The 11816-nt window shown below is 70.8% G+C and carries 11 protein-coding genes; 10 read left to right on the top strand and 1 reads right to left on the bottom strand.

The genetic code is table 11. The features are described 5' to 3' along the window. Window positions 1-4 precede the first annotated feature (4 nt). The 5 genes from AB0I43_RS20765 to AB0I43_RS20745 all read left to right on the top strand — a co-directional run bounded on the left by AB0I43_RS20765 (window position 5) and on the right by AB0I43_RS20745 (window position 5878). Window positions 5-577, top strand: a complete 573-nt coding sequence (locus AB0I43_RS20765) for an NAD(P)H-dependent oxidoreductase (RefSeq protein WP_356975586.1) — start codon at window positions 5-7, stop codon at window positions 575-577. 23 nt (window positions 578-600) lie between these two features. Further along, window positions 601-2019, top strand: coding sequence for an MFS transporter (locus AB0I43_RS20760; protein ID WP_356975588.1), 1419 nt, complete (start codon window positions 601-603; stop codon window positions 2017-2019). Between the two features lie 261 nt (window positions 2020-2280). Then, window positions 2281-3456, top strand: a complete 1176-nt coding sequence (tuf, locus tag AB0I43_RS20755; protein ID WP_356975589.1) for an elongation factor Tu — start codon at window positions 2281-2283, stop codon at window positions 3454-3456. Window positions 3457-3653: 197 nt separating this feature from the next. Continuing rightward, window positions 3654-4793 carry an LLM class flavin-dependent oxidoreductase gene (locus tag AB0I43_RS20750; RefSeq protein WP_356975590.1) on the top strand — a complete coding sequence of 380 codons (1140 nt, stop codon included), beginning with the start codon at window positions 3654-3656 and terminating at the stop codon, window positions 4791-4793. A 92-nt stretch (window positions 4794-4885) separates the two neighbouring features. Further along, complete coding sequence (locus AB0I43_RS20745) at window positions 4886-5878, top strand: AraC family transcriptional regulator ligand-binding domain-containing protein (protein ID WP_357432548.1); 993 nt, start codon at window positions 4886-4888, stop codon at window positions 5876-5878. On the opposite strand, the gene AB0I43_RS20740 is transcribed toward AB0I43_RS20745, so the two are convergent. Continuing rightward, window positions 5875-6075: a hypothetical protein gene (locus tag AB0I43_RS20740; protein WP_356975592.1), complete on the bottom strand. Its 201-nt coding sequence runs from the start codon at window positions 6073-6075 to the stop codon at window positions 5875-5877. The genes AB0I43_RS20745 and AB0I43_RS20740 overlap by 4 nt on opposite strands. 192 nt (window positions 6076-6267) lie before the next feature. Here AB0I43_RS20740 and AB0I43_RS20735 point away from each other — a divergent pair, with 192 nt between their 5' ends. The 5 genes from AB0I43_RS20735 to AB0I43_RS20715 all read left to right on the top strand — a co-directional run bounded on the left by AB0I43_RS20735 (window position 6268) and on the right by AB0I43_RS20715 (window position 11795). Next, window positions 6268-6852, top strand: coding sequence for a biotin transporter BioY (locus tag AB0I43_RS20735; RefSeq protein ID WP_356975593.1), 585 nt, complete (start codon window positions 6268-6270; stop codon window positions 6850-6852). After that, window positions 6845-7525 (top strand): ABC transporter ATP-binding protein, encoded by a 681-nt coding sequence (locus AB0I43_RS20730; RefSeq protein WP_357432547.1) that lies wholly within the window; start codon window positions 6845-6847, stop codon window positions 7523-7525. Before AB0I43_RS20735 ends, AB0I43_RS20730 begins: the two co-directional genes overlap by 8 nt. Further along, window positions 7522-8121, top strand: a complete 600-nt coding sequence (locus tag AB0I43_RS20725) for an energy-coupling factor transporter transmembrane protein EcfT (RefSeq protein WP_356975595.1) — start codon at window positions 7522-7524, stop codon at window positions 8119-8121. The genes AB0I43_RS20730 and AB0I43_RS20725 overlap by 4 nt, the downstream gene beginning before the upstream one ends. A 158-nt stretch (window positions 8122-8279) precedes the next feature. Beyond that, on the top strand, window positions 8280-10469 hold the full coding sequence (helR, locus tag AB0I43_RS20720; RefSeq protein WP_356975804.1) for an RNA polymerase recycling motor ATPase HelR: 2190 nt from the start codon (window positions 8280-8282) through the stop codon (window positions 10467-10469). A 147-nt stretch (window positions 10470-10616) separates the two neighbouring features. Next, window positions 10617-11795: an Ig-like domain-containing protein gene (locus AB0I43_RS20715; RefSeq protein ID WP_356975806.1), complete on the top strand. Its 1179-nt coding sequence runs from the start codon at window positions 10617-10619 to the stop codon at window positions 11793-11795. Window positions 11796-11816 lie beyond the last annotated feature (21 nt).

Genomic DNA, 11816 nt, shown 5'->3' with positions numbered 1-11816 from the left:
CCCTATGCAACAAGCCGCCCCACTACGCGTAGCGATCATCATCGGCAGCACGCGGGTCCAGCGGTTCGGCCCCACGGTGGCCGGATGGTTCCACGCGCACGCGATCGAGCACGGCGGGCTGGAAGTGGATCTGATCGATCTCGCCGAAGCCGGGCTGCCCGACGTGCTCGAGCGACCGAGCGAAGCGGTCACGGCCCTGGCGGTGCGCCTGGCACGCGCCGATGCCTTCGTGATCGTCTCGCCGGAATACAACCGCGGCTATCCGGCCTCGCTCAAGAACGCGATCGACTCCTACGTCGAGGAATGGAAGGCCAAGCCGATCGCCTTCGTCTGCTACGGCGGCGTCTCCGGCGGCCTGCGGGCAGCCGAGCAACTGCGCCAGGTCTTCGGCGAACTGCACGCCGTCGCCATCCGCGACAGCGTGAGCTTCCATTCGTGCTGGACCAAATTCGACGACACCGGAAAGCCGCTGGACCTGGCGGGTGCCGGCGCCGCGGCGACCGCGCTGCTCAATCAGCTCACCTGGTGGGCTCGTGCGCTGCGCGATGCCCGCGCCGTCCGCCCCTACCCCCTGTGATCCCCCGAGAAAGGACTCCGTCGATGAGACGTCCCGCGACAACCCTGGCCCTGCTGGCCTTTTCCAGCCTGATCACCTCCCTCGATTTCACGATCATCTACGTAGCGCTGCCCGATATCGCCCGCGACGTCGGCTTTTCCGGGCATTCCATGCAGTGGGTGGTCAGTGCCTACGCGATCTTCTTCGGCGGGCTGTTGCTGCTCGGCGGCCGAGCCGCCGACCTGCTCGGCCGCCGCCGGATGTTCGTGCTCGGCATGGTGCTGTTCGGCCTCGCGTCGCTGCTGGGCGGCTGGGCCGGCGACACCACCGTCCTGATCGCCGCGCGCGCGGTGCAGGGCGTCGGTGCGGCACTGCTGTTTCCCGCCACGCTGTCGTTGGTCAACACCATGTTCGAGGAGGGCAGACAGCGGATCCGCGCGCTGGCGGTGTGGGCGATGGCCGGTGCGGCCGGGCTCAGTCTCGGTGCGCTGCTCGGGGGTGTCCTGACCGAGCTGTTCGGCTGGCAGGCCGTGTTCTTGATCAACGTGCCCCTGGTCGTGCTGGGCACGGTGGCCGCGTTCGGACTGTTGCGCGCGGACGGTCCGCGGGACCGGAGCCGTGCGTTCGATCTGCCCGGCGCGCTCACCGGAACCACCGGCGTCACACTGCTCGTGTTCACCGTGGCGCAGGGGCCCGAATCCGGCTGGAACTCCCCGGCGGTGCTGGGCGGCGCCGTGGCGGCGGTGCTGCTGCTGGCCGCGTTCCTGCTGATCGAAGCCCGCAGCCGCAGTCCGCTGATGCCGTTGCGGCTGGCCCGCAAGCTGGGGCCGGTACTCGTCGTCATCCTCGTGTTCGGGGCGACGCTGCAGAACGTTCTCTACTTCTTGACGCTGTTCCTGCAGAACGTGTGGCACTACAGCGCTCTCGTCACCGGGCTCGCGTTCCTGAGCTTGGCGCTGGTGATCGCGATCGCGAATTTCGTCGCCGAGCGGCTGATCACGCGCCTCGGCCTCCGCGCGACGCTGTTGCTCGGGGTGCTGTTCGGCGCGGCCGGCAGCGGGCTGCTCGGCGCGGGCATGGTCGCGGACGGGTCGTTCCGCACGATCGCGGCCGGAGTCCTGGTGTACGGGGCGGGCATGGGCACCATCTACCCGGCGATGTTCGCGGCCGCCGGAATCGGTGTCGCCGACAGCGAGCAGGGCAGCGCCGGTGGCATGGCCAATACCGCGATGCAGGTCGGTGTCGGCGCGGGGCTGGCGGTACTCGTGGGATTCGCGAACGGGGGAGTGGCGGGCCTCGACGGCGAGGCATTGCGGCTCGCCGCGGCGGACGGGTTGCGCACCACGGTCTTCGTCGCCGCCGCGGCGGCCCTGCTCGGACTGCTCGCCGCGGCCGCGCTACCCGCGCGGTCGAAAACCCTCGCCCCCAACGATTCTCGCCCCGCCTCGGTCGCCGCCGGATGACCGAGGACACCCAGGAGCCGGATTTCGGCGGCGGAAATTCGGTGGCGCGGGCCGGGCCGCGCGCGGCATCATGAGGCCATGTTCCGGCAGTCGATCATCGCTACGCCCGCAGCCGCGGGCGCGATGGTCGCTGCCCTGGTGGTCGCAGCCGCGTTCGACGGCGCACGACGCTGACCTTCTCCGGGACGTCCCCGGGGCCTCGATCGGAGAAGGTCGTTCGGCGTCGAGGTCCCGAGCACGATCCCCAGGGAAGGTTCCCCCATGGCCAAGCAGGCCTTCATCCGTACCAAGCCGCATCTGAACATCGGCACCATGGGTCACGTCGACCACGGCAAGACGACGCTGACCGCCGCCATCACCAAGGTCCTCGCCGAGCGCGGCGGCGGTTCGTTCGTGCCGTTCGAGCGCATCGACCGGGCGCCCGAGGAGCGGGACCGCGGCATCACCATCAATATCGCGCACGTCGAATACGAGACGGACACAAGACATTACGCCCACGTCGACATGCCCGGCCACGCCGACTTCGTGAAGAACATGATCACCGGCGCGGCGCAGGTCGACGGCGCGATCCTGGTGCTGTCCGCGCAGGACGGGGTGATGCCGCAGACCGTCGAGCACGTGCTGCTGGCCCGCCAGATCGGTGTCGAGCACCTCGTCGTCGCGCTGAACAAGGCCGACGCCGGGGACGCGGAACTGCTGGAGCTGGTGGAGCTGGAAGTGCGTGACCTGTTGAGCGCCAACGGCTTCGACGGGGCGGGCACGCCGGTGGTCCCGGTCTCGGGCCTGCGGGCGCTGCAGGGCGACCCGCACTGGTCCGCGGCGGTGCTGCGGCTGCTGGCGGCGGTGGACACCCACATCCCCACGCCGGTGCGCGACACCGCGTCGCCGTTCCTGCTGCCGATCGAGAACGTGCTCACCATCACCGGGCGCGGCACCGTCGTCACCGGGGCGGTGGAACGCGGCCGGGTCCGGATGGGCGAGCGCGTCGCGATCCTGGGCTACGGGTCGGAGCTGGAGTCGGTCGTCACCGGAGTCGAAACCTTCGGTCGCACGATGGATTTCGCGGAGGCGGGCGACAATGTCGCGTTGCTGCTGCGCGGGGTGCAGCGCGGGCAGGTCCGCCGCGGTCAGGTGGTCGCCGCGCTCGGCAGCGTCGGCGTGCACACCCGCTTCAGCGCGCGCCTGCACCTGCTCTCGGCCGCCGAGGGCGGGCGCCGCACCCCGATCGCCTCCGGGTACCGGCCGCAGTTCTACCTGCGCACCGGTGACGTGGTCGGCGATGTCACCCTGCCCGGGGCCACGGCCCGGCCGGGCGACACGGTCGAGGTGCGGGTGCGCCTGGGCCAGCCGGTGCCGCTGGAGCCGGGGCTCGGGTTCGCCGTCCGTGAGGGCGGCCGCACCGTCGCCGCCGGGTCGATCAGCTCCGTCGACGACTAGATCGGCGACCCTGGTCGTGCGCGGTCCGCTGCGCACGACCAGGGTGTCCCGAGTCCACCGGCAGCGGGCCCGCACGGCTAGGGGCCCAAACCGACCGGTCGTCGAAAACGCTTGGCGGCGTGTGCATTCCCCGGACGAGGGTCTCGCCGAACGGGATAATCGAGACTTCGGGCTTTGGGGGTCGAGAGGAGACCACGGTGTCGGACGCGCGAGAGTTCTCGGTGGGCACGATGGCCGGTGTCAATCCGCCACTGGCACAGGCGCGGTTCCTGGTGCGGCTGGCGCGACTGGGCCGGTTGGATTCGGTGCTGACCCCCGATCACCTGATCAGCGTCTTCCCGAAGGCGGTGTGGGACGAGGAGTTCACGCCACAGGCCAAGACGCTGCGCAGCCCCGACGAGCAATTCGACTATGCGCCGCTGCTGGCGCACCTCGCCGCCGGCGCGGGCGGTGTCCAGCTCGGCGTCGGTGTGACCGATCCGCACCGCCGGCATCCGGTGCTGCTGGCGCAGACCTTCCTCACCCTGGCGCACATGACGAAGGTCCCGCCGATCCTGGGCATCGGCTCGGGTGAGAAGGAGAATCTCGACCCCTACGGCTTCACCTGGGACCGGCCGGTGAGCCGCCTCGAGGAAGCGCTCCAGGTGCTGCGCGCCTGCTTCGACGCGAACGGGCACCCGGTCGATTTCGCGGGCAAGTACTACCGAATCGACCACGCGCCCATGGATCTGACCCTGCCGCCCGCGCGGATGCCGAAGATCTGGATCGGCGCGCACGGCCCCCGCATGCTCGCGCTGACCGGTCGCTACGCCGACGGCTGGTACCCCTGGGAAACGATGACCCCGGAGGTGTACGAGAGCCGGCTCGCCGTGGTGCGCGCGGCCGCCACCGCCGCCGGCCGCGACCCGGACGCGGTCGTGCCCTCGGCGATGCTCTCGATCATCACCGCCCGCACCCGGGAGGGCATCGACCGCCAGCTGCGCGCCCGCGCGGTGCGCTACCTGGGCCTGATGGCGCCCGCCACGGTGTGGGCGCGCTGCGGCGCGAAACATCCCTTCGGGGACCACTATCGGGGGCTCATCGAGATGATGCCGCACCAGCTGACTCGCCAGGAGGTGCTGGCCGCCATCGCCGAGGTGCCCGACGAGGTGCTGCACGAATGGCTGATGATCGGCACCCCCGCCGAGATCCTCGTCCGCCTGCGCGCCCACGCCGACGCGGGCCTGCGGCACGCGATCATCTTCCCGAGCTCGGCCCTGGTCTCCAACGCCGACGCCGCCTTCGGCTACGGCATCCTGCCCTGGCTGCGCGCCCGCATGCGGCGCGCCCCGCGCTGAGCGAGGCGGACCGCAAAGGTCCCAGGATTTCGCCCTCTGGAACACTGTGTGTGCTATGGCGTTTCCGCACGTTTGATGCGAGGGAGGCATCGTTGGGAACTGATCAGACGCTCATGCACCGGTTCGCGATTTCCCAGCTGGCAGCCGCGGGGGTCGATCGGAACCTGATCATCCGGGAGAGCGGCATCCCGGAGTGGACGCTGAGCGGGGACGGCGTGCATCTGCCGAGCGAGACCTTCTGGCGGATATGGGAAGTCGGGGCGCGCTGGCTGGACGATCCCGACATCGCCCTGCGCGTGGCGAGCCGATACGAGCTGAAGATGCTGCGGCTCTACGACTATCTCTTCGCCAGCGCGCCCACGCTGGGCGCCGGTCTGGCCACCTGCGGCCCGTACATCGCCGCGGTGAGCACCAATCATCGGTTCGATCTGATCGAGACCGGCCACGGCCCGGCGCTGCGGGTCGACATGGTCGAAGGCGGCGGCCCGGCTCGCGACCAGACCCACCAGTGGGGCCTGGCCGCCGTGCTGGCCCGGGCCCGCCGGGCGATCGACACCCCGCTCGTCCCGACGCGGGTCTCGCTGCGCCAGCGCGCACCTCGCCGGCTCGAGGTCTACCGCGAGGTCTTCGGCGACACCACCTTCGAGTTCGGGGCCGACCTCGACGCCATGACGTTCCGTCCCGCCGATCTGGAAAGACCGCTCACGACAGCCGATCCGGTGCTGGCCGAGGTGCTGCGCCCGCTGGCCGCGGCGCTGCCGCCGCCACCGCCGCTGGCCAGCGCCTGGCCCGAGCGCGTCGCCGTGGCCATCGCCGAAGTCCTGGACGACGGCGAGGTCTCGCTGGAGCAGGTGGCGCGCCGCCTGGCCACCAGCCCGCGAACCCTGCAGCGCCGCTTGGCCGAGGCGGGGACGACCTGGCGGCTGGAACTGGATCGAGCGCGGCACGCCCGCCTGGTCACCGCCGCGGCGGGCGGGCCGCTGAGTCCGCGCCGCCAAGCCGAGTTGCTCGGCTATTCGGACGCGACCTCGATGCGGCGGGTCGCTTTACGCTGGGCCGTGGCCTCGCACGCGCAGCGGACCTAGACCTTCAGGTGGCTGGCGGCGATGTTCCAGAACAAGCCGCGATCCATGACGCCGAGATCCCAGCTCTCGACAATGGCCTGGGAGGTCGCCACGATGCCCGGTACGTCGAAGTCCTCGCGCGTCGCCGTCCCTTTGGCCTCCAGGGCCGTGATCACAAAGGCGAGAGCGCTTTCGTGCGAGTGAGGCACTGACAACATCTCCAATCCGGCATCCGACGAGCTACGCGATCTATCAATCAACTGACACATCAAGGGTCAGCAGCCAGTCTGGCCTTCGCGGCCGGTGCGCGACCAGCGCCGAACATGTCAACCTCGGGCAAACGTGCCAACTTGGGGATCGTTTTCGTTTGCTATCTTGAACGTTGTTCAAGCTGGTAGTGGAGGAAAGTCATGGATCGTGTCGACAACGCGCGCGCGGCGAAGTTCACCTTTTCGGCACGAGACCTCGCGCAGATCGCGGTCTTCGCGGCGCTGATCGCGGCCCTCGGGCTGCCGGGCGCGATCACGGTCGGCTTCAGCGGCGTGCCGATCACGGTGCAAACGCTCGGTGTCGTCCTGGCCGGCGCCATCCTGGGCGCGCGCAAGGGCACGGCCGCCGTGCTGGTGTTCATCGCGCTCACGCTGATCGGCCTGCCGCTGCTGTCCGGCGGGCGCACCGGCCTGACCGCGCTGGCCGGGCCGACGGCGGGCTACCTGGTCGGCTGGATTCCGGCGACCCTGGTCATCGGCCTGCTCACCGCCCGGATCCTGCCGAAGTACCCGATCCTGCTCGGCCTGCTGATCAACGCCTTCGGCGGACTCGTGATCATCTACCTGTGCGGGTCGCTGGGCCTGCTGCTGCGCACCGATCTCGATCTCGCGCACGCCATCTCGACCAACTTCGCCTTCATCCCCGGCGATCTGGCGAAGGTCGTGGTCGCGACGGTCGTGGCCAAGGGCGTGCACCGCGCCTATCCGGGCCTGATCCGTGCCTGAGATCGTCTTCGACGCGGTGCGCCACGCCTTCGGCGAGCGCACCGTGCTGTCCGGCGTCGATCTGCGCATCACCGAGCGGCGCGTCGGGATCATCGGGGCCAACGGGTCCGGCAAGTCGACCCTGGCGCGCATGATCAACGGACTGCTCACCCCGTCCTCGGGCCGGGTCACCGTCGACGGGCTCGACGTCGCCCGCAAGGGCGCGCAGGTGCGGCGCAAGGTCGGCTTCGTGTTCACCGACCCGGACACCCAGATCGTGATGCCCACCGTCGCGGAGGATCTCGCGTTCTCGCTGCGGCGCAGCGGCCTGAGCAAAGGGGAGATCTCGGCCCGGGTGTGGGCGATGCTGGTGCGCTTCCAGCTCGCCGATCACGCCGAGCACCCGGCCCACCTGCTCTCCGGCGGGCAGAAGCAACTGCTCGCCCTGGGCGCCGTGCTGATCCGCGAGCCGGAGCTGATCATCGCCGACGAGCCGACCACGCTGCTGGATCTGCGCAACGCCCGCGTGGTGTCCGAGGCGCTGGACGCGACGCGGCAGCAGGTGATCGTGGTGACCCATCAGCTGGGCCTGCTCGACGGGTTCGACCGGGTGATCGTGATCGACGAGGGTCGCGTCGCGTTCGACGGGACGCCCGGCGACGCCGTCGGCACCTACCGGGCGCTGGCCGGATGATCGGGCTGTACCGGCCGGGCACCTCGCCGGTGCACCGGCTGGGGGCCGGACCGAAGATCCTGCTGCTGATCGCGGGGATCGTCGCGGCCACGGTCTGGGTGGACACGCCCGCGCGGGCCGGCGTCGCCGCCGTTGTCGTGGCCGTGCTGTTCGCGGTGGCGCGCATCCCCGCACGCGTCGCGCTGGCGCAGCTGCGCCCGATGGTCTGGATGCTGCTGGTTATCGCCGTGTTCCAGGTGCTGATCACCTCGGTCGCCCAGGCGGCGGTGGTGTGCGGGGTGCTGCTGCTGTCGGTGGCGCTCGCCGCGCTGGTCACCCTGACCACCCGGGTCAGCGACATGCTCGACACCGTGACCCGCGCGCTGGGGCCGCTGCGCCGCGTCGGCGTGGACCCGGATCGGCTCGGCCTGCTGCTGGCCCTGGCCATCCGCTGCGTCCCGCTGCTCACCACGATCGTGCACGAGGTCGCCGAGGCCCGGCGGGCGCGCGGGTTGCAGTGGTCGATGACGGCGCTGGTGACGCCGGTGCTGGTGCGTGCGCTGCGGACCGCGGACGCGATGGGGGAGGCGCTGGCCGCACGGGGCGTCGACGACTGAATCGGTGCGGGCAAAAGAAAAGACAAGGAGTGCGAAATCTCCCTGTCCCTCTCCAATATATAGCGCACCCCCGGGCTTGCGGCAAGGCCGGGTGCAGGGCGCATAATCGCTGGCCGAAGCTTGGACCTGCAGAAATGGAGTTGCGCATGGCTGTGCCGATGCACGGGTACGAGAACGAACTGCAGTCCGAGCAGGAATACGTCGCAGCCCTCTACACGCGGCTGGACGACGAGCGATCTCGGGTGCAGGGCCGCTACCGCGCGGCGTTGAAGGGCACCGGCGGTTCGGCGATGGAGCGGGATTTCGAGGTGCGCGCGCTGGCCAAGCAGGTCAAGCGCTTGGACATCGCCGACAACGGGCTGTGCTTCGGCCGCCTGGACGCGGCGTCGGGTGAGCGCTCCTATATCGGCCGCATCGGCATCTTCGACGAGGCGAACGAATTCGAGCCGCTGCTGCTGGACTGGCGCGCGCCCGCCGCGCGGCCGTTCTACGTGGCCACCGCCGCGAGCCCGGAGGGCATGAGCCGCCGGCGCCAGTTCCACACCCGGGGCCGGCAGGTGGTCGACTTCACCGACGAGGTGCTCGGCCGGCCCAGCGGCGCCGAGCACGGCGCGGACGCGGCGCTGCTCGCGGCGGTCAACGCGCCGCGCGGCCAGGGGATGCGCGACATCGTCGCGACCATCCAGGCCGAGCAGGACGAGATCATCCGGCTCGAGCATCCGGGTGTGCTGGTGCTCGAGGGCGGACCGGGCACGGGCAAGACGGTGGTGGCGCTGCACCGCGTCGCCTACCTGCTCTACACCCAGCGCGAGCGGATGGAGCGCCAGGGCGTGCTGGTCGTGGGGCCGAATCCGGCCTTCCTGAACCACATCGCGCACGTGCTGCCCTCGCTCGGCGAGACCAACGTGGTGTTCATGACCGCCGGTGATCTGCTGCCGGGGCTGCACACCACCGCGGAGGACGAGCCGCGCGCCGCCCGGCTCAAGGGGGCGCTGAGCATCCTGGAGGTGCTGCGGGCCGCGGTCGCCGATCGTCAGTGCCTGCCCGAGGAGCCGATCTCGATCGAGCTGGCCGACGTCACGGTGCGGATCGACGCGGCGACCGCCGAGTGGGCCCGGGACGAGGCGCGCGCGACCGGGCAGCCGCACAACGAGGCCCGGGCGAAGTTCCTGGAGATCATCACCTACGTCCTGACCGAGCGGGCGATCGGCCGGATCGGCAAGGGCTGGCTGACCCGCGCGGACAAGGAGGGCTGGGAGCAACTGCGCACGGATCTGCTCGCCGAGCTGGCCGAGACCCCGGCCTTCGCCGCCGCGATCGATCGGCTCTGGCCGGTGCTGTCCCCGGAAACCGTGCTGGCGGAGTTGTTTTCGTCGGAGGAACGACTGCGGGCCGCCGGTGCGGACGCGGCGCTGTATCGCGCCGACGGCGCCGCCTGGACGGTGTCGGACGTGCCGCTGCTGGACGAGCTGTGCGAGCTGCTCGGCCCGCACCAGACCGTCGACGACAGCGCCGAGCGCGAGCGCCGCGCGGAGGCGGAGTACGCGGCGGGCGTGCTGGACGTGCTGGTCAGCCGCGAGGACCACATGGACGACGAGGACCACCTGTTCGCCTCGGACATGCTCTTCGGTTCGGACCTGGCCGCGCGCTTCGTCGAACGCGACACCCGGGACCTGGCCGAACGCGCTGCGGCGGACCGGGATTGGACCTACCGCCACATCGTGGTGGACGAGGCCCAGGAGCTCTCGGAAATGGACTGGCGGGTGCTGATGCGGCGCTGCCCGGGCAAGTCGTTCACCGTCGTCGGCGATCTCGCCCAGCGCCGCTCCGCCGCCGGCGCGACCTCGTGGGGGCAGATGTTCGAGCCGTATGTGCCGGGGCGCTGGGTCTACCGGTCTCTGACGGTGAACTACCGCACCCCGGCGGAGATCATGTCGGTCGCGGCCGCGGTGCTCGCGGGCTTCGCGCCCGAGATCCAGGCGCCGGAGTCGGTGCGCGCCTGCGGCGTGCCGCCCTGGTCCCGGCAGGTGTCGGCGGACGAATTACCCGCCGCCATCGCGGAATTCGTGCGGGACGAGGCCGAGCGCGAGGGCACCAGCATCGTGATCGGCCCGCCGGGCGTGCCGGGCACGGTGCCCGCCGCGGAGACCAAGGGGCTGGAGTTCGACGCGGTGCTCGTCGTGGACCCGGATCGGATCCTCGCCGACGGCCCGCGCGGTGCGGCCGAGTTGTACGTGGCGCTGACGCGCGCCACCCAGCGCCTGGGGGTGCTGCATCAGGCACCGCTGCCGCAGGCGCTGAGCGGGCTCGCCGAGCTGGCGCCGGCCGGAGAGCGCCGGCCGGTGTAGCGATCCCGGCGGTGGACGGATGGTGTCGGTTGCGCGTCGGAACGGTCGCGGGCGGTGCATGACGTGCAATTTGTTGCCGACTATTTGCTATACAGCAACCCGAGAGTCGTTCCGGGAGCTGTTCGGCGAAGGGAGTTGGCGGTGGCGATGCGACGTCGACAGGTACTGGCCGGGTTGGCCGGCGCCACGGTCCTGGCGGGCTGTGCCGGCCAGCGGCAGGATCCGCCCGCACCCGAGCCCGCGGTCATCGCCTTCGGGCCCGCGCCCACCGGCGCGCCGGCCGACCCGCGCAAGGTCGGCACGGTCGCGGTCGCGGGCGGCACGCTGGTCTCGGTGGAGTGGGTCGACGAGACCGGCCGCGCGCTGCCCGGACTGCTGGGCGCGGACAAGAAGACCTGGTACAGCACCGAACCGCTCGGCTACGCCCACACCTACGCCGTCAAGGCGGTCGCGTCTGGGGCCACCGGCGAGGTCACCGCGACCACCACCTGCGCCACGGTGGCGCCCCCGCGCATGACCGACGTGTCGCTGCGGTCGGCCAGTTTGGAGGACCTGGTCGAAGGTGACACCCACGGGGTGGGCCTGGTCGTGGTCGCCGTGTTCGACGAACCGGTCGATCACGCGCTGGCCGAGAGACAGTTGCGGGTGATCACCGATCCGCCCGTCGACGGCGCGTGGTGCTGGCTCAGCGACAAGAACGCGCACTGGCGCCCGGAGCGCTACCACCGCGCCAACAGCAAGGTGACCGTCGTCGCCGACCTGTTCGGCGCACCGCTCGGCGACGGTCTCTACGGCGCCCGCAATCAGCGGGTCACCGTCGGCATCGGGCCCGAGCGCATCGCGATCGCCGACGACAACACCAAGCACGTCGACGTCTTCGAGAACGGGCAGTTGGTACGCAGCATGCCGACCTCGATGGGGATGGGCGGCACCTCCTTCGCGGGCGGCAAGATGCTCTCGTTCTGGACGCCGCCCGGCGTCTACACCGTGCTGCAGCGCCAGCATCCGGTGAAGATGGACTCCAGCTCCTACGGCCTGACCGGCGCCGGCGCCTACGACGTGATGATCAACTACGGCGTCCGGATCAGCCACGACGGCATCTTCCTGCACGAGTTGGCCTCCAGCGTCTGGGCGCAGGGCAATACGAATGTCTCGCACGGCTGCCTGAACCTCGGGCCCGGCGACGCCGGATGGTTCTACGACTTCATCGGTCAGGGCGACATCGTCGAGGTGCGCAACACCGGCGGTGAACCGCTGAACATCTGGCAGAACGGGGACTGGGGCGTCCCTTGGGACCAGTGGCGCAGCGGACTGCCGCCGGTCTGAGTTCGCCACCCGCACAGCCGA

The organism is Nocardia sp. NPDC050435 (assembly GCF_040655395.1).
In the GTDB taxonomy this organism is placed as follows: Bacteria; Actinomycetota; Actinomycetes; order Mycobacteriales; family Mycobacteriaceae; genus Nocardia.
This window is presented reverse-complemented; position numbering and strand designations above follow the sequence as displayed.